Annotated in this window: 28 protein-coding genes; 18 read left to right on the top strand and 10 right to left on the bottom strand. The window is 42.8% G+C overall.

Going from position 1 to position 21284, the window contains the following annotated elements:
• Positions 1-629: 629 nt before the first annotated feature.
• From ACWJJ4_RS15245 to ACWJJ4_RS15235, 3 genes are all read right to left on the bottom strand, one after another.
• The gene (locus ACWJJ4_RS15245) at positions 630-1166 is read right to left on the bottom strand and encodes a hypothetical protein (protein WP_017417867.1); all 537 of its coding nucleotides are present in this window, start codon (positions 1164-1166) and stop codon (positions 630-632) included.
• 285 nt (positions 1167-1451) lie between these two features.
• Positions 1452-1604 carry a hypothetical protein gene (locus ACWJJ4_RS15240; protein WP_172614378.1) on the bottom strand — a complete coding sequence of 51 codons (153 nt, stop codon included), beginning with the start codon at positions 1602-1604 and terminating at the stop codon, positions 1452-1454.
• Positions 1605-1772: 168 nt separating this feature from the next.
• A complete protein-coding gene (locus tag ACWJJ4_RS15235) occupies positions 1773-4190 on the bottom strand; it encodes a peptidase G2 autoproteolytic cleavage domain-containing protein (RefSeq protein WP_102422680.1) in 2418 nt (805 codons plus the stop codon).
• Positions 4191-4566: 376 nt separating this feature from the next.
• Between ACWJJ4_RS15235 and ACWJJ4_RS15230 the strand changes: the two genes are divergently transcribed.
• The 4 genes from ACWJJ4_RS15230 to ACWJJ4_RS15215 all read left to right on the top strand — a co-directional run bounded on the left by ACWJJ4_RS15230 (position 4567) and on the right by ACWJJ4_RS15215 (position 7174).
• Positions 4567-5001 (top strand): dUTP diphosphatase, encoded by a 435-nt coding sequence (locus ACWJJ4_RS15230; RefSeq protein WP_003154017.1) that lies wholly within the window; start codon positions 4567-4569, stop codon positions 4999-5001.
• Positions 5002-5277: 276 nt separating this feature from the next.
• Entirely contained in the window at positions 5278-6099 is an 822-nt protein-coding gene (locus ACWJJ4_RS15225) for a poly-gamma-glutamate hydrolase family protein (protein ID WP_102422678.1), read from the top strand.
• Between the two features lie 108 nt (positions 6100-6207).
• Positions 6208-6357 (top strand): hypothetical protein, encoded by a 150-nt coding sequence (locus tag ACWJJ4_RS15220; protein ID WP_003154013.1) that lies wholly within the window; start codon positions 6208-6210, stop codon positions 6355-6357.
• Complete coding sequence (locus ACWJJ4_RS15215) at positions 6344-7174, top strand: prohibitin family protein (RefSeq protein ID WP_003154011.1); 831 nt, start codon at positions 6344-6346, stop codon at positions 7172-7174. Before ACWJJ4_RS15220 ends, ACWJJ4_RS15215 begins: the two co-directional genes overlap by 14 nt.
• A 27-nt stretch (positions 7175-7201) precedes the next feature.
• Here the strand turns inward: ACWJJ4_RS15215 and ACWJJ4_RS15210 are convergent, their stop codons facing one another.
• Entirely contained in the window at positions 7202-7651 is a 450-nt protein-coding gene (locus ACWJJ4_RS15210; RefSeq protein WP_003154009.1) for a YndM family protein, read from the bottom strand.
• A gap of 141 nt (positions 7652-7792) precedes the next feature.
• Between ACWJJ4_RS15210 and ACWJJ4_RS15205 the strand changes: the two genes are divergently transcribed.
• The gene (locus ACWJJ4_RS15205; protein WP_070081879.1) at positions 7793-8221 is read left to right on the top strand and encodes a hypothetical protein; all 429 of its coding nucleotides are present in this window, start codon (positions 7793-7795) and stop codon (positions 8219-8221) included.
• Between the two features lie 339 nt (positions 8222-8560).
• Here the strand turns inward: ACWJJ4_RS15205 and lexA are convergent, their stop codons facing one another.
• Entirely contained in the window at positions 8561-9181 is a 621-nt protein-coding gene (gene lexA / locus ACWJJ4_RS15200) for a transcriptional repressor LexA (RefSeq protein ID WP_003154004.1), read from the bottom strand.
• A gap of 156 nt (positions 9182-9337) precedes the next feature.
• Between lexA and yneA the strand changes: the two genes are divergently transcribed.
• The 6 genes from yneA (at position 9338) to ACWJJ4_RS15170 (ending at position 13689) form a co-directional block, all read left to right on the top strand.
• On the top strand, positions 9338-9649 hold the full coding sequence (gene yneA / locus ACWJJ4_RS15195) for a cell division suppressor protein YneA (protein ID WP_003154001.1): 312 nt from the start codon (positions 9338-9340) through the stop codon (positions 9647-9649).
• Between the two features lie 15 nt (positions 9650-9664).
• The gene (locus ACWJJ4_RS15190) at positions 9665-10315 is read left to right on the top strand and encodes a YneB family resolvase-like protein (RefSeq protein ID WP_003153998.1); all 651 of its coding nucleotides are present in this window, start codon (positions 9665-9667) and stop codon (positions 10313-10315) included.
• A 68-nt stretch (positions 10316-10383) separates the two neighbouring features.
• Entirely contained in the window at positions 10384-10617 is a 234-nt protein-coding gene (locus ACWJJ4_RS15185; RefSeq protein WP_003153997.1) for a DUF896 domain-containing protein, read from the top strand.
• A 166-nt stretch (positions 10618-10783) separates the two neighbouring features.
• Complete coding sequence (tkt, locus tag ACWJJ4_RS15180; protein ID WP_101563055.1) at positions 10784-12787, top strand: transketolase; 2004 nt, start codon at positions 10784-10786, stop codon at positions 12785-12787.
• A 151-nt stretch (positions 12788-12938) separates the two neighbouring features.
• A complete protein-coding gene (gene sirA, locus ACWJJ4_RS15175) occupies positions 12939-13385 on the top strand; it encodes a sporulation inhibitor of replication protein SirA (RefSeq protein ID WP_003153995.1) in 447 nt (148 codons plus the stop codon).
• Positions 13386-13470: 85 nt separating this feature from the next.
• Positions 13471-13689 carry a YneF family protein gene (locus ACWJJ4_RS15170; protein ID WP_003153994.1) on the top strand — a complete coding sequence of 73 codons (219 nt, stop codon included), beginning with the start codon at positions 13471-13473 and terminating at the stop codon, positions 13687-13689.
• A gap of 73 nt (positions 13690-13762) precedes the next feature.
• On the opposite strand, the gene ACWJJ4_RS15165 is transcribed toward ACWJJ4_RS15170, so the two are convergent.
• Positions 13763-13936, bottom strand: coding sequence for an aspartyl-phosphate phosphatase Spo0E family protein (locus tag ACWJJ4_RS15165; protein ID WP_012117647.1), 174 nt, complete (start codon positions 13934-13936; stop codon positions 13763-13765).
• Between the two features lie 201 nt (positions 13937-14137).
• Here ACWJJ4_RS15165 and ACWJJ4_RS15160 point away from each other — a divergent pair, with 201 nt between their 5' ends.
• From ACWJJ4_RS15160 to ACWJJ4_RS15150, 3 genes are all read left to right on the top strand, one after another.
• Entirely contained in the window at positions 14138-14845 is a 708-nt protein-coding gene (locus ACWJJ4_RS15160) for a cytochrome c biogenesis protein CcdA (protein WP_088056486.1), read from the top strand.
• Between the two features lie 84 nt (positions 14846-14929).
• The gene (locus ACWJJ4_RS15155) at positions 14930-15292 is read left to right on the top strand and encodes a response regulator (protein WP_007410327.1); all 363 of its coding nucleotides are present in this window, start codon (positions 14930-14932) and stop codon (positions 15290-15292) included.
• Between the two features lie 79 nt (positions 15293-15371).
• Positions 15372-15863 (top strand): CcdC family protein, encoded by a 492-nt coding sequence (locus ACWJJ4_RS15150; protein WP_088005392.1) that lies wholly within the window; start codon positions 15372-15374, stop codon positions 15861-15863.
• A 27-nt stretch (positions 15864-15890) separates the two neighbouring features.
• Here ACWJJ4_RS15150 and ACWJJ4_RS15145 read toward each other — a convergent pair whose 3' ends face one another.
• From ACWJJ4_RS15145 to sspO, 4 genes are all read right to left on the bottom strand, one after another.
• The gene (locus ACWJJ4_RS15145; RefSeq protein ID WP_003153987.1) at positions 15891-16319 is read right to left on the bottom strand and encodes a DUF2621 domain-containing protein; all 429 of its coding nucleotides are present in this window, start codon (positions 16317-16319) and stop codon (positions 15891-15893) included.
• Between the two features lie 233 nt (positions 16320-16552).
• The gene (locus tag ACWJJ4_RS15140) at positions 16553-16924 is read right to left on the bottom strand and encodes an Hsp20/alpha crystallin family protein (RefSeq protein ID WP_102422677.1); all 372 of its coding nucleotides are present in this window, start codon (positions 16922-16924) and stop codon (positions 16553-16555) included.
• Positions 16925-17018: 94 nt separating this feature from the next.
• Positions 17019-17165, bottom strand: a complete 147-nt coding sequence (locus ACWJJ4_RS15135) for a small acid-soluble spore protein P (protein ID WP_003153984.1) — start codon at positions 17163-17165, stop codon at positions 17019-17021.
• A 29-nt stretch (positions 17166-17194) separates the two neighbouring features.
• Complete coding sequence (sspO, locus tag ACWJJ4_RS15130) at positions 17195-17341, bottom strand: acid-soluble spore protein SspO (protein WP_003153982.1); 147 nt, start codon at positions 17339-17341, stop codon at positions 17195-17197.
• Positions 17342-17572: 231 nt separating this feature from the next.
• Here sspO and acnA point away from each other — a divergent pair, with 231 nt between their 5' ends.
• The 4 genes from acnA to ACWJJ4_RS15110 all read left to right on the top strand — a co-directional run bounded on the left by acnA (position 17573) and on the right by ACWJJ4_RS15110 (position 21284).
• On the top strand, positions 17573-20299 hold the full coding sequence (acnA, locus tag ACWJJ4_RS15125; protein ID WP_003153981.1) for an aconitate hydratase AcnA: 2727 nt from the start codon (positions 17573-17575) through the stop codon (positions 20297-20299).
• 61 nt (positions 20300-20360) lie between these two features.
• Positions 20361-20870, top strand: coding sequence for a TlpA family protein disulfide reductase (locus ACWJJ4_RS15120; RefSeq protein WP_003153980.1), 510 nt, complete (start codon positions 20361-20363; stop codon positions 20868-20870).
• Positions 20871-20948: 78 nt separating this feature from the next.
• The gene (locus ACWJJ4_RS15115) at positions 20949-21074 is read left to right on the top strand and encodes an FbpB family small basic protein (RefSeq protein WP_012117651.1); all 126 of its coding nucleotides are present in this window, start codon (positions 20949-20951) and stop codon (positions 21072-21074) included.
• A 63-nt stretch (positions 21075-21137) separates the two neighbouring features.
• Complete coding sequence (locus ACWJJ4_RS15110) at positions 21138-21284, top strand: acid-soluble spore protein N (protein ID WP_003153977.1); 147 nt, start codon at positions 21138-21140, stop codon at positions 21282-21284.

Genomic DNA, 21284 nt, shown 5'->3' with positions numbered 1-21284 from the left:
TAATAGAAACGGATAGGCTCATATATTGAGCAGTTGCGAAGAGGATGCGCAGTTGGCTTGTTTTTTTAAAAATGAAAATGTAACACACGCTATTAGGATTGGACCCTTTTGATTCAACGGAACAGGCTGAAGAAATGATTGGTTGGTTTCAAGAGCAGTAGCATGAAAAGAGGGAATGTGATGAGGAATAGAGAAAAAAGATGCGAAGGGCATAATCGGAACCATGTATTAAAACGGACTGCCTGATAATATACGCGTATACTCCATTCAGAATGGGAACGTTAACGATCTAAATAGAAGAACTTCAAGTGTTCTGCGGTAAATAAAAAAAGCCGATGAAGGCTTAAAATTGATTAGACGCTGTAAAGCATTCTTTTTGCTGTGCTTTCTGCAGACGGAGTTTGATTGTAAGAAACGATTCCGATCATCACTAACAAGATGATGAACACCAATATGCTCCACAACATTATTTTTAAAGACTTTGACATGGCATACCCTCACTTTGAAAGACTTACCGGGGCTGCGATCGGAGCCCGCACTTCAAGTATAGTCGTTATAACGGTGAAAAATGTGCAGTATCCCGTTATTAAAATAAAAACTTGCGGGCGCTGCCGCAAGTTTTCTCTGTATTAAGGTCTGTGGAATTCAATATGCTGATTATCACGATCGAACCATCCTCTGAATGCCCAATTGATCCAGCCCCCGTCTCCTTTGTTATCAAAGGAACCGTCTTCGAAGACCCAGATTCCGTAAGTAATGCCGTCATAAACGGCTGATCCGTAAAATTGAACGCCGTTAAAGCGGTCTTCATATTCTTGATTTAAATTGAACACCATGACGTTGTACTTCTGTCCTGATGCGTAAAATGTTGTTTCCATGACATTTTTTACCCAGCCGGTTCGGTTTTGATCTGACTTAACCGCTTCAGCAATGCGATCTGAAATTCCGAGAACATCTACGTTTACGTTCAGCCCGGCATCAACACCTGCTGCTTTTACGTTTTGGCCTGCTGTTTGGGGTAATTTACTTTCTAACGGATTTGCAACGGGTGAAACGTGAGGCGCGTTTGCATGTTCAGACTGACTGGCTGCTGAGGCACTGGCTGTGAAAGGAATTGTTAGAGATAAAGCTAAGCATGATCCGACTATTGTTCTGGCGATTTTCATGTCTATGACCTCCTGAGGAAATTTTTAAAAATTGTTGCAAATTCATGGTATCGCAGAGAAATTGACCAAGCAAAGAGTAGATTTTCTCAAAAGTCATGTCGTTCTATTTGTGTTGTTTTCTGTAAATGAAATACTTTTCATTAGGCGAAAAGGGAAGAAAATAATAGAGTCTTTTTATGTATTGTGATAAGATGACCGGATTTTGGGTGAAAAAAGCCCGGAGAAACGCCATAATAAGAAAAACACCCGGGGTTTACCGGGTGTAAAAAGTGTTGATATATCAAGTCAGCAGCATTTTTTACATTTTTTGCATTTTCTTTTATAAACAACGATGTAATCATAATCAAGATGCTTTTTATCTTGTTTCTTCTTTTGTTTAGGCTGCTTTGGCTGGTGATCATAATGTCCGTTCATATCCATATCCATACCCATATCCATACTCATATTCCTCCTTTTTTCATCTGACGGTAGTATTCTATGACAGAAAGTATGGATGGCTTGGACAAATGAAACGGTATGCTGAAAAAGAGGCATCTTATTCGGTATAAAAAACAGGATCATACCCGCCCGATAGAAAAGAGAGGAGATGATCCTGATATTGAGACCCTATTTGATAACCGCAATTGCAATGCCGTACCCTTTTTCAGCACTGTATAAGGCCGTCAGTTTCAATACCTTCCAGCCTTCCGCGGCTTTAGTCCCGATTCCGTTATGAGCCGTGATATAATCTCCCGGGCTGACCGTACTGTCGACCCGTACGTAATGCCGGCCGTTGAGTCCGACAATATGCCATTCGTCTCTGGCCGCGCGTGCTTCATAGTCAGCTTCAAGAGCCGGACTGCAGTCCGGGTTTTGTTTCGGTACGCGTACCGTTTCTCCTGTTTCTTCGTCAGTCACATTTTCGTATATGAAACCGCCGAACTCATTTGTCAAAAAGCGGCTTTGCCATCCGAAGCTTGCGGCTCCTGAGATAAAAGCGGCTGTTTCTGAAATGACGCCGAGCATATAATCTCCGACGTGAGCCGGTTCAATTTTTTCGCCTTTCACTGTGACGATCGTCCCGGCGGGAATCGTCTGGCCGGTTACACTTTCAAAATATTCTCCGTACCCTGACAGGGAAGAGGTGACAGCTCCGGCGAACGTACCGTGGCCGCCCGCTGAATCCAGTTTCCATTTGATGGACTGATGCCCTCCGGCAACCGTGTATGGTTCTTCCAATGTAATGCTTTCTGATGACAGAATCGTTCTGGAGACTTTGCCGCCTGTAATATGGACATTGTTTGAAGCGGCGATAAATGCCCTTGAACCTTCAGAACTTGAACCTCCGGAAGAGCTGATGATCGCATTTCTGTCACCCCTAGCCGTAATATCGCCTGTTCCCGCAATAACGGCGCTTGTCGGGTTGAATGCAAAACCGGAGCTGGTCGCGAGCTGTGCGCCTCCCTTTAAATTGACGGGGATCTGCTCATAAGTCTGTCCTTTTATAGATGCGGCCGCGCTGTAACCTTCCGCTTGCACCCCGAGAATGACAGCCTGACTGTTAGGGGACGTAATTCCGACGGAACCGCCGTCTCCGATCATTGTACCGTTCATAATATTTACGTTATATTGGCCTCCGCCGATTGAGATGCCTTTAGGAGAAGACTTGTATATATCAAAATTTAAAATTTTAACATAATCGGTTTTATTAGATCCGCCGGATATATTGATGTCAACCCCGGCTTGTGTAAAGCCGCGTATTTTAATGCCGTTGATCGTAATATTTTGACTGCGGTATTGAAGAGCCACGACTGGATTCCCGCCATAGTCGTATGAGGGATCACCAATAGCTGTGAATCCGTTTACATTAACGTTTTTATAGGCAGAGATGACCAGCGCCCTCGGGGTCACACCGTCATAGAGAGCATTGAATACCGGTTCAATCGCGGTGCAATCGGTTAAAGTAACATCATAAGCCGTCGTGCTTTCGGGGTCTGAGGCCTGATGATGGCCGATATGACGAATATCAAATGAACGTACATCACGATACGAAACATGACCGATAATATGAACATTTTGAGAAGCCGGCCACAGGCTGTGCGCCTTTACCTCAATCCCGCGGATATTTCCGCTCGTATAGTTATTTAAAAGCCACACATGTTTAGAGCCGTCGTCAATTTCAATGCCGTTCGAGTTTGCGCTGCCCTCAGCATGCTCTGTGCCGCGGGGGTTTCCGGAATGGCAGTTGGAAATGAAAATATATTCGCTGTAATGGGTGGTTATGCCGTCGTCTCCGGCGCCGTATGCCACACAGTTATCAATCCATATATAACGGCAGCCGTCTTTCGTCCATTCTGTTTCAGGCAAATGATCGTAAGTCGGAGATGTAATATCTATACCATGAAGACCCGCGTTAACCGTTTCAACATTCTTAATCCAGCCGTATTGCACATTAGCAAACGTTAAACAGCTGGAAAACTGTCCTCCGGGGTTCCTGACTCCGCATTGACGATCAGGATTCCAGTCTAAAGTCATGTTCTGGACAAAAATATTACGGTTTCCATTTTCGTAATCATCGTTAGTAACGACCCATTCGTATGCGGGAGTGTCCTCATGAAGCTTAAGCACGGTAATCCCTTGTCCCTCACCGGAAATGGTAGTCCAGGAGGGGAGTTTTATCCCTTGAACCAAAAATTCTCCTGCGGGAACATTTACTTTGACCCGGCCGTTCCCGATCGCTCTCCGAAAGGCTTCCGTATTGTCCCGGCCGTCAGGGACCGCTCCGTAATCCTCCACATTTACTTCCCGGGTGATTTTATTCATAAGCATTTCGTATTCTGTATCAAGCCGTTCTTTTAAAAGTGAGGTGACCATTCCTTCCGCCGTCACCCGGGCATCTGCGACCTCAAGATTATCATCCGTTGCGGAATGCTTAATAAAATTCTGCATCCTTGCTTTGAGATGCTCCAATTCAGAGGGATGTGCAGGGCGAGACTGCAATGGGGCGTTTAAAGACGGATCAGGAAAGTTTTTAAATTGAACCATTCTAAAGACACCTCTTTCTTTTGATATAAGCGCCTGAGGCAGGGGACAGAAAAATCGCGCGCCCTTTAAGCGCTTATTCTTCAAATTCTTTATTCAGAACGAAATTCCTTTTGAAACCAAGGTGAAATTTAAAAAAAGCTCTGTTGAAAGAACGGATATAAAGCTTTACATTATTGTAATTGAAACTGTCATGTGAAAATGGAGGAAAAACTGATAGGAGGGGTCCTCATTTTAGGTCTATTCTCATTGTCTTCGCCGTGTTTCCTCTTCGGCTGCATATACACCAAAATCAACATTCTTATCAGTTAAATGGTATAATGGGGCACGGATTGGTCATCAATACGACTGAAATAGGGAAGCAAAAGGAGCAGCGAACATGACTTTACAAATCAAAATTAAATATTCAGATGATACGCAAACGAGAATCAGTAAAATTGAACAGGGCGATTGGATTGACCTGCGGGCAGCTGAAGATATAACAATCAAAAAAGGTGAATTCAAACTTATCCCGCTTGGAGTTGCGATGGAACTGCCGGAAGGATACGAGGCGCATGTCGTTCCGCGTTCAAGTACATATAAGCATTTCGGTATCATTCAGACAAATTCAATGGGAGTCATTGATGAATCATATAAAGGCGACAATGACTTCTGGTTTTTTCCTGCATTCGCGCTTCGGGATACCGACATTTCCAAGGGGGAGCGGATCTGCCAATTCAGAATCATGAAGAAAATGCCTGAAGTGGAGCTGATCGAAGTAGACAAGCTCGGAAACAATGACCGGGGCGGACTGGGATCAACAGGCACGAAATAAAACGAAAAAAAAGACTGCTTAACAGCAGTCTTTTTTTATGGAAACAACAGTTACATTCAATTTGTTTCGGGGATTCTTAAATTGGGAAATCAAACAAAACTAAGGAGAAGGGTTTCATTTTTATCATTTAAGCTTTCCGTCTCTTTGAACAGAAAGACTTTCTTAGGTTAAAGGATAGAGGTTGTTTTGATGTTTTTATTCTTCAAGATGAACGGAGGTTTTGTCCAACGTATATAATATTGTGACAAAAGTGTAAACAAAAGAAAGGATGATGTTATGGAAAAAAGGGTTAGAAGAGTAGACCGTAAAGCAGCTGGCAAAGAGGCAGAGCAGAAGAAACCGTCCAAAGTCACCCTGTTCTGCCGTTCGCTTCAAAGGCTGAAGCATTTGTATTGTAACATAAACATACAAATGCCATCAATAACCAAAAAAGGAATTTTAGTTTTAATTTTACCGTTTTTGCTTCTGCCGTTCTTTCGGGCTGATGCCGCTTCAGATATTTACGGCAGTTTCGAGGAATTAAAGCTGAATGAAGATCCTTCCGATTTTTCCATTTCAACGCGGGAGCATGACCCTTCTGTCCTCATATTAGCTATACACGGTGGAGGCATAGAGCCGGGGACCAGTGAGTTAGCCAGAGAAATTGCCGAAAACCGGAGTTTATATTTATTTGAAGGGTTAAAATCAGCCGGTAATGCGGCTCTGCATTTGACAAGTTCGCATTTCGATGAACCTAAGGCCGTGCAAATGGTGAAAGAGCACTCTAATGTCATTTCATTGCACGGTTACGGCAGTGATGATAAAAAGATAAAAATCGGCGGTACAGACAGAGAACGAGCCGAACTTTTGACCGATGTGCTGAAACGGCACGGGTATCCTGCCGTTCTTCTTGGTATAAATGATAAATATGCAGGCGTCAGTCCGAACAACCTTGCCAATCAATCTTCATCCGGATTGAGTATCCAAATCGAAATGAGCACCGGCTTCAGAACATCACTATTTGACACTTTTACGCTGAAAAGCAGAGCATCCACACAAAATAAGACCTTTTATCAATTCACAAAAACGATTTCTGATTTTATCAGTGACAATTATTAATAAGCACGCCTATTTTGTCGGCGGGGCTTTTTCTTTTGAAATTTATGAAACTTTAAGTTCTTAAGATCGTATACATAATTGACAGGATGAAAGAAAAGAGGTGGGCAAATGAAAGTGATGATCGGGTCTATCATTCTTCTTGTCATCATCGGATTCGGTTTATGGCTGATGCTTAGTCCAATCTTTAAACAAGTGGGAAGCGGAGCCAAAAAATTAAAAAAGTCATGGGAGGAAGAAGATCAGCATGAGCGAAAATAAGCGCGGAAACACAAAAAAAATTCTCGGCGGTGTGATTATAGGTGCAGCCCTTTTAATTGCGGGCGTCACAGCGTCACTATTCATTGAAAAAATACCGAACGGTTATGTCGGGGTTGTATACTCACCGAATGGCGGGGTAAAATCCGACACATTGGACCAAGGCTGGCACTTAGTCGGATTATTTAATAAAGTAACGGAATACCCGGTGCGTATGCAGACAGTGAATAATGAAAATATAAAAGTGGCAACCTCTGACGGTAAAAATATTGAAATGGATATCGCTTACAACTATGTCGTGCAGCCTGATAAAGTAGTCGATCTGTTTAACAAATTCGGGGCGGTAGATGTGGAAACGATCGAAAATACATATTTAAAAACAAGGCTGTGGGATGCGGCGCGAAAATCAATCAGCAAATACTCGGTTATTGACACATACGGGCAAAAATCTGCAGAAGCCGCTGCCGATGTTCAAAAGAGATTTGCTGATGATATGAAGAGTCTTGGATTTTTAATTGATGATCTGACGCTTGGCGTACCAAAGCCGGATAAAGCCACACAGGAAGCCATCGATGCAAGGGTGAAGTCTTCACAGGAACTTGAACGGACACAAACTGAAATTAAAATAGCCGAAGCCGAAGCGAAAAAGAAAAAAATTGAAGCGGAAGGGATCGCTGACTATAACGAAATCATAAAGAAATCAATGTCCGATGAAATGATCAAATATAAATGGATTGAAAAATGGGACGGAAAAACGCCGAAAGCGACAGGCACAGACTCACTGCTGCAGCTGCCGCTGGACGATCAGAAGCAAAAGTAAATAGAGAAGGAGGCGATTGCCTCCTTTTTATGTTTTTTCCTGAGGGTCTTTTTCCGGCACTAATTCTTCAGACGCCTCGGTTTGATAGCTCCATAGCGTGCTATCCGTCTCTGTTGTGTCCTGATAATCTTCGGGAAGTACATATTGCTGCAAATACCGGTGAAAAAATGCCTCAAAAACAGAAATGCAAAGTGCAGAGATAACCGATGCCGCGGCAGGAGAGACATTAAACCCGCCAATGTTCATCAGGAATATCCATAATATAATGAATGAAATTCCGAAATCAGCTGCAACGGCTGTGAAATTGCTTGTTCTCGGCAGAATCATGCAATCACCCGCAAAATAAGTGATTAAACTTAAGATCACTGTAATAAACAGAACGTTTAAAAAGGTTACTTGGTACATAAGATCCAGAACAATGTACAGTAAAGCAAGTGTGAGCGCCGTTTTAGAAGCGAAAGCAATTACGTGTTTCATTTGAACCACCTTCGTTATTTCGTTTAGTCTTCATTGTAAGCAATCCGCAAATTTTTAAACTGGTATATAGTGGTTATAAAGTAAAATGTGAATAGACATCACAGGATTCACAAGTTAAAATATGTAAAAAGGGGGATGCAAATGAAAAAATACTGGATATGTATTGCTGTTTTTTTATTATGTTTTAGCGGAATACACTCAGCTAAAGCGGCTACCACTGAATTCGGATCAAAAACAAGCTTCACTTTGGAGGGAAACGCAAAAGAGTTTCATATTGAAAATCCGGGGACTGTAGCTGCCGACGATTATTTTTTAGGCTATAAGTTCACCATAATGAACAACTCTTCGTGCGGTTTAAGCATGAAACTCCAGCGGATGGCGCTGAACGGAAATTTTTATACATTAAGTTCTAAAAACTACAGCGGCAGCTGGCTAAACCTCAGTGCCCAGGATAAAAAATCAATTGATCCGTATCACAAATACAGGATTCTGGTTGAAAGTTCTTCAAACGTCTGTGGTCCCGTCTATATTAAAGGGTTTTACGGTGTAGAATATTATCATTTTGATTGAAAATAGATACTCGCTAAAGGCAGCGGGTTTTTTTATATTTATATTTAACTTATTGCACTATGTACTAAATATTCATACATAAATTTTTGACGTACCCGCCCAAAGAAAAGATAAAAAAACAAATTCATCACGCACAAATATATAAAAAGTTGAAAAATGGATGAAAAGTTTCTTGAGGGAAACATTATTAGTTGACTTCAAAAGTGTGATGTCGGATAATAAGAATGTAAGTTTTTCCTCCTTAGCAGGTTCGTTTCTTAAGCCAGGGCGAATCTGCTTTTTTTATGCAAAAAAACCCCTCTGTAAGGGGTTTTTTACGATAAATGAAGTTTAATAGAATTAATGGACGGCTCTGAATACGCCGATCACTTTCCCCAAAATGCTTACGTTTTGCAGGATAATCGGCTCCATCGTCGGATTTTCCGGCTGCAGCCGCACATAATTGTCTTCTTTATAGAAGCGCTTAACCGTCGCTTCATCATCTTCGGTCATAGCTACGACGATTTCTCCGTTATTGGCCGTGTTCTGCTGTTTGACAATGACGTAATCTTTGTCAAAAATGCCGGCGTCAATCATACTTTCTCCCATGATTTCTAACATAAAGACATGTTCGCCCGGAGGAACCATCCGGTCAGGAAGCGGAAAATACTCGTCGATATTTTCAACAGCCGTAATCGGAATACCCGCCGTCACTTTCCCGATGACCGGAACGTTTACGACCTGGCTTTTCGGAATATGGACTTCTTCTTCATCCAATACCTCAATCGCCCTCGGTTTAGTAGGGTCCCGTCTGATCAGGCCTTTTGTCTCCAGCCGCGCCAAATGGCCGTGCACGGTTGAACTGGAAGCCAGTCCTACTGCTTCTCCTATCTCTCTTACAGAAGGCGGATATCCTTTCGTTTTTACCTCTTCTTTAATAAAACGCAGGATATCAAGCTGCCTTTTTGATAGCTTCGTCATATTTCGCACCTCAAAACGTCGATTTTAAGTAGATTATAGCATGATTTTCCTGACAGTACAAACATAGGTTCGAAAAAAACGATTGACAGAAACATTTGTTCGTATATACTGAAAGATATAAAAAGCGAACAAACATTCTTATCGGAGGTTATTTACATGGCGAAAGAATCTATCATATTTGTCGGGCTGTTTACTGCGATTTTAAGTGCCGCTATTTTACTTGTCTCATGTGCGGGAAATGATCAGTCCCTCAGCCAATATGTTAAAATAAAGGTTCAGGACGGCGATACACTCTGGTCACTTGCGGATCATGTAGCAGAAAAGAAACACATTAATAAAGAAGATTTCATTGAGTGGGTGACGGAGAATAATCATCTCCAAACTGCTGATATAAAGCCCGGAGACGAACTTATTCTTCCGGTTAAGAAGAAGCATCCGGCCGTATATCAGCTGGCCATTGTCAATTAGAGAGGAAAGAGAGAAATGAAGGCGCTCATTTATGCCCGCGTAAGCACAAACAAAGAACAGCAGCAAACGTCATTAAAAAGACAGGAAGAAGAGCTCAGTGAGATCGCTGCTGCAAACGGCATGGAAGTCGTGAAAGTCATTTCTGAGAAAGCCAGCGGTTATGAAATGGATCGCGACGGAGTATTTGAAATGCTTGATGAAATTAAAAAATCACATATTGACGCGATATTGGTGCAGGACGAAACGAGATTGGGAAGAGGAAACGCCAAGATTGCGCTTTTGCATTGTATTTACAGGGAGAACGTAAAGATATATACGACGGCTCATAAAGGTGAACTGGAGCTTTCCGAAGCTGATTCGATGGTACTTGAAATCGTCAGTATTGTTGAGGAATATCAAAGGAAAATTCACAATATGAAAATCCGGCGGGGAATGAAAAGAGCCGTGAAAAACGGCTACAAACCTGAACGGAATCTGAAAAACAGACATGAAAACAGCGGAAAAGAAAAAAAAGAGGTTCCGGTTTCGGAAATTATCAGGCTGAGAGCCAACAAGCTTACCTTTGCAGAAATCGCAGCGACCCTAAGAGGATTCGGCTATGACGTGTCCAAAGCCACGGTTCACCGGCGGTTTCAGGAATATACCGCAGACACAGAAGGCAGCTGACGCGCATCAGTTGTAAAAAAGACTGCGTTTTAGTAGTATATAATCAACACGCACCAAAGGAGCTTATTATGATTTCTAAAGAAAAAATCGCAAGAATTAACGAATTGGCTCAAAAAGCTAAATCAAACACGATAACGGATGAGGAAAAAGCTGAACAGCAAAAGCTTCGCCAGGAGTATTTGAAAGGATTCCGCTCCTCAATGAAAAATACGTTAAAGAGCGTAAAAGTGATTGATCCGGAAGGCAACGATGTCACCCCTGAAAAATTAAAAAGAGAACAACAGAAAAATAATCTTCACTAAACAGAAAGAATACGGCAATACGTATTCTTTTTTCGTATATACTAATATCAGGATGTGCTTTACGACAATTTTCAACAAGTTTATCTCAAATTTAAGCTGAAAGAGTTGAGAAAAAGTCAGCATCGCTTTATGATGAAAAGGTACAACAATAAGGAAGGGGATTATAATGGATACAATTGAAAAGAAATCAGTTGCCACCATTCGTACACTATCTATAGACGCAATTGAAAAAGCGAATTCCGGACACCCGGGCATGCCGATGGGAGCCGCTCCGATGGCATACACGCTGTGGACGAAATTTATGAATGTAAATCCGCAGAATCCGGGCTGGTTTAACCGCGACCGCTTTGTTTTATCAGCAGGCCACGGTTCAATGCTTTTATACAGCATGCTGCATTTAAGCGGATATGACCTCAGCATTGAAGACTTGAAACAGTTCCGTCAATGGGGAAGCAAAACACCGGGACATCCGGAGTTCGGGCATACAGCCGGAGTAGACGCAACGACCGGGCCGCTTGGACAGGGTATTGCAATGGCAGTGGGAATGGCAATTGCAGAACGCCATCTGGCTGAGACATATAACCGTGATTCATTCAACGTAGTTGATCATTATACATACAGTATTTGCGGAGACGGCGATTTAATGGAAGGCATTTCTTCCGAAGCCGCTTCTCTTGCAGGCCATCTTGAATTAGGCCGCCTGATCGTATTATACGATTCTAATGACATTTCCTTAGACGGCGATTTAGACCGCTCTTTCTCTGAAAATGTAAAGCAGCGTTTTGAAGCAATGAACTGGGAAGTTCTTTATGTTGAGGACGGAAACAACATCGCTGAATTGACGGCTGCCATTGAAAAAGCGCGCCAGAATGATAAAAAACCGACTTTGATTGAAGTGAAAACCACGATCGGTTTCGGTTCTCCAAACCGCGCGGGCACATCCGGCGTCCACGGTGCTCCGTTAGGACTAGAAGAGAGCAAGCTGACAAAAGAAGCGTATGCTTGGACGTTTGAAGAAGATTTTTATGTTCCGGAAGAAGTATACGGGCATTTCAATCAAGCTGTAAAAGAAGCCGGCTCGAAAAAAGAACAGGAATGGAATGAACTGTTCGCGGCTTATAAAGAAAAATATCCTGAACTTGCTGAACAGCTGTCACTCGGCATAAAAGGCGAGCTTCCTAAAGACTGGGATCAGGAAGTTCCCGTTTATGAAAAAGGCAGCAGCCTTGCTTCCCGCGCATCTTCAGGTGAGGTGCTGAACGGGATCGCCAAGAAAATTCCTTTCTTTGTCGGGGGATCTGCTGACCTTGCGGGTTCAAATAAAACGACAATCAAAAATGGAGGAGACTTCACGGCCAAAGACTACGCCGGGAAAAACTTCTGGTTCGGTGTCCGTGAATTTGCGATGGGCGCTGCATTAAACGGAATGGCGCTTCACGGCGGCCTCCGCGTATTTGGCGGCACATTCTTTGTATTCTCTGATTATTTAAGACCTGCCATTCGTCTGGCATCATTGATGGGACTCCCTGTCACTTATGTATTCACGCATGACAGTATTGCCGTAGGAGAAGACGGGCCGACTCACGAACCGATTGAGCAGCTTGCTTCTTTACGCGCACTTCCTAACCTATCTGTGATCAGACCTGCTGACGGAAATGAAACCGCAGCTGCATGGAAGGTTGCCGTTCAAAGCCAAGATCATCCGACAGCTCTTGTATTGACACGCCAAAACCTGCCGACGATTGATCAGCAGGCTGAAGAAGCGTATGCGGGCGTGGAAAAAGGGGCTTATATCGTTTCCAAAGCCCAAACGGAATCACCGGCCGCTCTTCTTTTAGCGACAGGTTCTGAAGTCGGACTTGCGATCGAAGCTCAAGCGAAACTGGCTGAAGAAAACATTCACGTATCTGTAGTCAGCATGCCGAGCTGGGACCGCTTTGAAAAACAATCGGCTGAGTACAAAAACAGCGTGCTTCCTCCGAATGTGACGAAACGTCTTGCGATCGAAATGGGTTCAAGCTTCGGATGGGGCAAATTTACCGGTCTTGAAGGAGACGTTCTCGCAATTGACCGTTTCGGTGCTTCAGCTCCGGGAGAAACAATTATGAAAGAATACGGGTTTACTGCAGAAAACGTAGTTGACCGCGTGAAAAAACTTCTAAACAAATAACGAGACAAAAGAGGATGAGTCAAATCATCCTCTTTTTCCTGTTTATGCGACAAAAATAGAAGGGGCGGCGTAACAGTAATAGACAATTCTTTCTTTTCTCCTTTTGTATAATAGAAAGCAATAACGAAGCGCTCTAAAAGGGGATGAGGAAATGGAACGTCATTACTATACGCACCTGATAAAGGATGAGTTTGCGAACCACTACTTCGGGCGGGAAACGGCTATGTTTGAGTTGTTTCGAGACTATCATTGGACAGATCTGACACCCCAGGAATATCAAATGACAGAAAAGCAAGTTCAATATATAACGGAACCGATTCCGGTGATACATATGCATCAGCGGCTCCAGCTGCATTTAAACCGAATGAGTTACAGCCGTTTGGATTCCATTTACCGGCTTACACTGCCCGGAGAAAAGGGCCGCGCCACCTTCATGATGAAAGACAGTTTAATTGAGATTGCGGCTTCGGGAGATTATGAGGCGGAAACGATTTTCTTTGAGATTCTGCGTAAAATCAGCCCCTGTTTTCTTGCAATGGATTTCAAGACACGGCGCTACGGGTGGTTAAATCCGGTCAGAGAAAGAAATTTTGTCTAAAAACGAGGAAAAAGAGATGTAAATGTTGTATAATAGCCTTTGGTTTAGTACACTTTAAACTAGACAACATGAAGGAGGAAATAAAATGACTTTATGGGTTGGCATCCTAGTGGGCGTTGTCGCATTGCTCATAGGTGTTGCACTCGGGTTTTTTATTGCTCGTAAATATATGATGAGCTATTTGAAAAAGAATCCGCCTATTAATGAACAAATGTTACGCATGATGATGATGCAAATGGGAATGAAACCTTCTCAAAAGAAAATTAATCAAATGATGAAAGCCATGAATAATCAAGCGAAATAATACGTACAGATTATGATATAGAGATACATGGTTATAAAAATAAAAAACCCGGAGAGGGTTTTTTATTTTGGCGTCATGTTTCACCCCAACTGCCGGTGTGCAGTTCTTTTTGGTATTGTATGAGAAGGTGGTCAAGCTCCTGGCTGAGTTCTATCGTAATGTTTGATGTCATTCCGTTTGTCATGACGATTTTAAGCAGCTCTGCCCGTTTTTTTTCAATTTCATTTAATAGATGCTCTCTAATCACAGGGATATATCCTTTCATACATAAATCTTTCACCTGAGTCGCTATTATTATATCCACATTTATACTGTTTTTCAAATAAGAAGGAGTATAATATCTCGATGTCAAATTAAATTATATAAGCTTTTTCTATAAAAAGTAATCCTTCTCGGGAAAGTGTTAAAAAAATGAAATGATTTTGTCATAACTCGAAGGGAGTGTGTCATCGTGAGTTTTAATTACTTTCTGACGTTTGGGGCCGGATTTCTGTCTTTCATTTCTCCATGCTGTCTGCCGCTGTACCCCGCCTTTTTATCTTACATAACTGGTGTCAGTATGGACGAGGTGAAAACAGAAAAGGTGATGCTGCAAAAGCGTGGCCTCGTGCATACACTTTGTTTTTTGCTTGGTTTCTCCGTGATTTTTATCGCATTGGGATATGGAACTTCGTTTATCGGCAGTTTTTTTACCCAATATCATGAAGCAATCCGCCAGTTTGGCGCTATCATGCTGATCCTTTTCGGGCTGATTACTGCTGGCGTGTTTCAGCCGAAATTCATGATGAAAGAGCGGCGCATTCACTTTAAGCGCCGTCCGGAGGGGTTTATCGGTTCGGTTCTGATCGGTCTTGCGTTTGCAGCCGGATGGTCGCCGTGCAGCGGGCCTATTTTAGGAGCCGTGTTTTCGCTGGCAAATACAAATCCTTCTTCAGCAGTGCCGTATATGTTTTTATATGTTCTCGGATTTGCGATTCCTTTTCTTGTTCTTTCATTTTTTATTACCAGAATGAATTGGATTCGCAAGCATCAGCTGCTGATCATGAAAATCGGCGGCATTCTTATGATTCTGATCGGAGTTATGCTGTTTTTTAACTGGATGAGCTACATTCTGATCGTTCTGTCAAATCTTTTCGGAGGATTTACGGGTCTGTAACGGATTAATAACTTTTGAACTATTATATACCCTTTCGTTTTTGGTACAATAAGACTAGTTAATGTTAAATATGTGGAGGGGAATATGACACGAGTTTTAGTTGTAGATGACGCCAAGTTCATGAGGGTGAAAATCAGAGAGATTCTGGAATCGGCAAATTACACAGTGGCCGGGGAAGCGGCTGACGGGGAGGAAGCCCTGGCAGTATATCAAAAAATCCGTCCCGACCTGGTGACAATGGATATTACCATGCCGGTCAAAAACGGTATACAGGCGCTGCAGGATATTTTAGCTTTTGACCCGAAAGCCCGGATCATCATGTGCACCGCCATGCGGCAGCAGCGGATCGTTCTGGAAGCGATTGAATTAGGCGCTAAAGACTTTATCGTTAAACCGTTTGAAGCATCTAAAGTGCTGGAGGCCGTAGGCCGGGTAACGGGAACGTAAACGTGTTCTCTTTTCAAATTGGTTTTTTTTATGTTTTTGGAGTATAGTATATAGTATCAAACTCCGTGCAAGCAAAGGAATGATAAAGATGATGATTATAATTTCATCCGTTATTGCAGCGGCCATGGCAATTTCCGTGATGATCGTCAGGATTAAAGCCTCCGACAAGCCCGCTTCACCTAAAAAAATAATTCTCCCGCCGATTTTCATGAGTACGGGAGCGCTTATGTTCCTTTTTCCGATTTTCAGAGTGACGGGCGAAGAATTTTTGGAGGCCATTACGCTGGGCGTGATCTTCTCTATTTTTCTGATTAAAACATCTAAATTTGAGATTAAAAATAATGAAATCTATTTAAAACGGTCAAAAGCGTTTGTGTTTATCCTGATTGGTTTGCTGGTTATCAGAATCGCTATGAAATCCATTTTGAGCACGACGATTGATTACGGAGCTTTAAGCGGAATGTTTTGGATTCTGGCTTTCGGAATGATTGTCCCGTGGCGCATCGCGATGTTTATGTCTTACCGCAAACTTTCTAATGAACTGAAGACCGCTGATATTCAGATGAATTAAAACCTTTCCGGCGGACGGAAAGGTTTTTTATTTGAGCAGGGCTTGATAAGGAGTAAGATCAATCTGTTTTTCGCGGAGATGCTTTTTTAAAAATTGATGATCACGCTTAGGAGTGGCGAGTATGTAACCCCTGATGATTAAATCACGGTTTATTTGTTCAGCTTCCTCCGCTAAGGAAAGTTCACCGATTTTTCCGGCGATTTTCGCTTTGGCTACATCCCGAAAGAGCTCCGGTACGGGAGCGACCAATTCATCCAAAAACGCCTTGTCACCCGCATTCCATAAGTGCCTGCTTTTTTCAATATAATAGTCCTGCCAATCCAGTTCTGACCGGCCGTCTTCTTTCGGTAAGCGTTTTAAAAATTTTCGAAACATAAAAAACCCGCCGATAGACAGCAATCCGATCATCACGATGACCCAAAATAAAATAAACCACATAAACCAGCCTTCTAGCATTGTTCTATCTCCTCCTTACTTTAACCATATTGTAAACGAAGACAGAATAGAAGAACACATGAAAAAAAGAATAGAAAAAATGATAGATGTCCAGTCATTCCGGTTGCTAGAACATATTCTATCGTATAGTGATTCTGCTATTTGGCCATGGGAGATTCACTTTTAGGGTATATGACTGATATGACCGGACAAAAAAGCCGCTTCCATTGAGGGATGAAAGCGGCTTTTTTATGTTATAGAGGAAATTGAAAGGAAAATGAGGAAGGAGTCTCATTTGGCTCCTTGTTCATGGAGACGGTCAGAATTTGGTTGGTGAAATCAGTGAAAATATGTTTGTCATTCAGATAAAAAGGAAGCACCATTTGTTTGTTTAACGTCCGTTCAAGCGTTTTAACAGAGAGCATAAACTCATTTCCCGAAAGAGTGACGGTGATCGCTTGCACCTGCTTCAGCGCCGTCAGGTCGGCTTCAATGATATATTGACGGCTTGTTTCATATAGATCGATCGGCAGCGTCTCGTCATACCAAGCATACGGGTCCTCGTAAAACTGCCGCAGCCATTCTTCCGTATCATCAAATTCTTCAGCGTTTTTTGAGTGATTCATGGAAGCATTCCTCCATATTAAAAAGCCTTGCTATAACGTATGCAGAAGCTTTAAATGGGTGAATGGCACAAAAAAACAGACACCGGGGTCTGTTTTACATATCGTGGCTTGTATTATGTTTTTGTCTTGTATGGTTGCGGTTTTTTACTTTTTTGCTTCCGCTCAGCGGTTCAGGCTGGCCGGGGTTATGGCCCTTCGGAGCATTTTTATGCATATCTTTACTTGTATTTTTATTTGTCATGTTAAAGCCTCCTTTTTAAGGTGTTCCGGCTATTGGTTTGTTTTTCTTTTTTTATTGTTCTGCCGTTCTTCTTCCGTCAGGACGAGCTGGTCATTTTCTATATATCCCGCGCCTTTGCCTTGGCTTTTCGCATCATTCATGCCGTTAATTACATGATTGGCTTTCCGTTTTACCATGATCATCACCTCAACATTAATATGGCTCTTTACAGCCCGTTGTATGAGGCGGAAAATCGGACAAAATTTACCGAAAATCATGCTGATAAGACGATCTTATTGTATTTAATAAAAACATTGATATTTACTTATGTATGATTTTATACTAAGATGAAATTGTGAGAAAATTGTGATGGAATGTGAACATTCATCTAAAGAACGATCTTGATCATTGAAGGGGGATTTTGGAGAATGACAAATCAGCAAAAAGTCGCAACACAAGACGTTTTCCAAGCAAGAAAAACATTTTCTTCAAATGGGAAAACATACAACTACTATTCATTAAAAGCATTGGAAGACGCAGGGGTCGGCAATGTTTCAAAACTTCCTTATTCTATTAAGGTTCTTTTGGAATCCGTTTTGCGTCAGGTAGACGGACGCGTCATTACAAAAGAACATGTTGAAAATTTAGCAAGATGGGGTACTGCTGAATTAAAAGATATCGATGTGCCGTTTAAACCGTCACGGGTTATTCTACAGGACTTTACCGGCGTTCCGGCCGTAGTTGACCTGGCATCTTTAAGAAAAGCCATGGCCTCTGTCGGCGGAGACCCTGATAAAATCAATCCTGAAATTCCGGTTGACCTGGTCATTGACCACTCCGTACAAGTCGACAAAGCCGGTACGGAAGACGCGTTAGCCATTAATATGGACTTAGAATTCGAAAGAAATGCAGAACGTTATAAATTTTTAAGCTGGGCAAAGAAAGCGTTTAACAATTATCAGGCCGTTCCGCCTGCAACAGGTATCGTTCACCAGGTAAACCTTGAGTTTTTGGCAAGTGTTGTCCATACGAAAGAGGAAGACGGAGAACTTGTGACATATCCTGATACTTTGGTGGGAACAGATTCCCATACAACAATGATTAACGGAATCGGCGTCCTCGGCTGGGGTGTCGGCGGTATTGAGGCGGAAGCGGGAATGCTCGGCCAGCCTTCATATTTCCCTGTTCCTGAGGTCATCGGCGCGAAACTTGTCGGAAAATTGCCTAACGGAACGACGGCGACTGACTTGGCGCTGAAAGTCACTCAAGTGCTGCGTGAAAAAGGCGTAGTCAATAAATTTGTTGAATTCTTCGGTCCTGGTGTTGCTGAGCTTCCGCTTGCGGATCGGGCGACTATTGCCAATATGGCGCCGGAATACGGAGCGACTTGCGGATTCTTCCCGGTTGACGAGGAAGCACTTTCTTACCTGCGTCTGACCGGCCGTGAAGAAGAGCAGATCGATATTGTGGAAGCATACTGCCGCAGCAACGGTTTATTCTATACGCCTGACGCGGAAGAGCCGATTTTTACAGACGTTGTGGAAATTGATCTGTCTAAAATCGAAGCGAACCTTTCAGGCCCGAAACGTCCGCAGGATTTAATCCCGCTTTCCGTTATGCAGGAAACGTTTAAAAAACATCTTGTCAGCCCGGCCGGAAACCAAGGATTCGGAGCGGATGCTGCTGAAGAGAACAAAGAAATTTCATTTAAACTTAACAGCGGTGAAGATGCGGTTATGAAAACAGGGGCGATTGCAATCGCCGCTATTACAAGCTGTACGAATACATCAAACCCTTATGTATTAATCGGTGCCGGATTGGTAGCCAAAAAAGCGGTAGAATTAGGATTGAAAGTGCCGAATTATGTGAAAACTTCACTTGCACCGGGGTCTAAGGTTGTTACTGGATACTTAGTCAACTCAGGCCTGCTTCCTTACATGAAGGAGCTCGGCTTTAACCTTGTAGGGTATGGCTGTACGACATGTATCGGGAACTCCGGCCCGCTTTCTCCAGAGATTGAAGAAGCGGTTGCTAAAAATGATCTCTTGATCACTTCTGTCCTGTCGGGTAACAGAAACTTTGAAGGCCGGATCCATCCGCTTGTCAAAGGAAACTACCTTGCGTCACCGCCGCTTGTTGTCGCATACGCATTGGCAGGAACTGTAAACATCAACCTGAAAACGGACCCGATCGGTGTCGGAAATGACGGACAAAATGTTTATTTCGATGACATCTGGCCGTCCATGGATGAAATCAATTCTCTCGTCAAACAGACTGTTACGCCGGAATTATTCCGCAAAGAGTATGAAACGGTATTTGACGACAACCAGCGCTGGAACGAAATCGAAACGACGGATGAAGCGCTGTATAAGTGGGACCAGGATTCCACTTACATTCAAAACCCGCCGTTCTTTGAGGAAATGTCTGTAGAGCCGGGAAAAGTTGAGCCTTTAAGAGGACTTCGCGTTGTCGGCAAATTCGGAGATTCCGTGACGACTGACCACATTTCTCCGGCCGGAGCGATCGGAAAAGACACACCGGCGGGCAAATACCTGCAGGAAAAAGGCGTTTCTCCTCGTGACTTTAACTCTTACGGCTCACGCCGCGGAAACCATGAAGTCATGATGAGAGGAACATTCGCCAATATCCGCATTAAAAACCAAATCGCACCGGGTACAGAAGGCGGATACACAACACATTGGCCTACCGGGGAAGTGACATCTATTTATGATGCCTGCATGCGGTATAAAGAAGATAAAACGGGTCTTGTCGTCCTGGCCGGAAAAGATTACGGAATGGGCTCTTCACGTGACTGGGCTGCAAAAGGAACAAATCTGCTCGGCATCAGAACAGTTATTGCCGAAAGCTTTGAAAGAATTCACAGAAGCAACCTCGTCTTCATGGGTGTGCTGCCGCTCCAGTTCAAACAGGGTGAAAACGCGGATACACTCGGCTTAACCGGTAAGGAAGTCATTGAGGTGGATGTTGATGAATCTGTACGTCCGCGCGACTTGCTGACTGTCAGAGCAATCAGTGAAGACGGTACGGTAAAAACGTTTGAAGTCGTTGTCCGTTTTGACAGTGAAGTGGAAATTGATTACTATCGCCACGGCGGCATTTTACAAATGGTGCTTCGCGATAAAATGAAACAGTAGCAGAATGAACAAAGGAGAGAAAGCAGTCTGCTTTCTCTCTTTTTATGCGGGAGGCCTTAAGATGCTTGCGAAATGGCTGGGCGGAATGTTACTTATCGGGTTGTTAGTGTATGCGGGCTGGAATATTTATTCTGTGCAAAAAAGTCCGAAAGAAGGGACAGAAGAAGGGATGAAAGCCCCTGACTTTACACTTGATACATTGTCAGGAAAAAGTATCTCCCTTTCTGATTATAAAGGAAAAAAAGTGCTCCTCAATTTCTGGGCGACGTGGTGCAAGCCGTGCAGAATGGAAATGCCCGATATGCAGGAGCTGCAGAAAGAATATCCTGATATTGCGGTAGCAGCCGTTAATTTTACATCCTCTGAAAAAAATATACAGGCTGTGAAATCATTTGCTGATCATTATCAGCTGACCTTTCCTATTCTGATTGACAAAAGCGGAATTAACGGGGATTTCAACGTGCTTTCTTATCCGACAACATACATATTAGACGAAAAAGGAACCATTCAGCACATTCGCGTAGGCACGATGACAAAAAAAGAAATGAAAGAAAAACTGGATCTCAAATAGAGGTTCAGTTTTTTTATTGTAAAGGGCTTAGGTTTTGAAAAATTGGAAAAAATGAATGAAAACACGGAGGTGAGAAGATTGAAAAAAATGCGAAAACGTTCTTTTCATGAATTGGTTATGGAAAATAAACGTGAGCTGATGACCAATACGGAATATTTGAATCAGCTTGAAGAAAAGCTGGAGCAGCGGTTCAAACAAAAATAACCTTTAATTTGCAGTCATGTTTACACCTCCTTTTGCAAAATATACTCTTAAGGAGGGATGAACATGGGCATAAACAAGAAAGACGGCCAGCCGCAATACGCTCCGAGCCACTTAGGGACAAAACCCGTTAAATATAAACGCAATAAAGGGGAAAAGTTTCATGACAAGTCAAACGGACATCCGATTGTCATGCAGACGAAAGGCGAATAA

It is taken from the genome of Bacillus sp. JK62, assembly GCF_053663455.1.
Note: the sequence above shows the minus strand (reverse complement) of the source record. Positions and strands in the feature narration are given on the sequence as shown.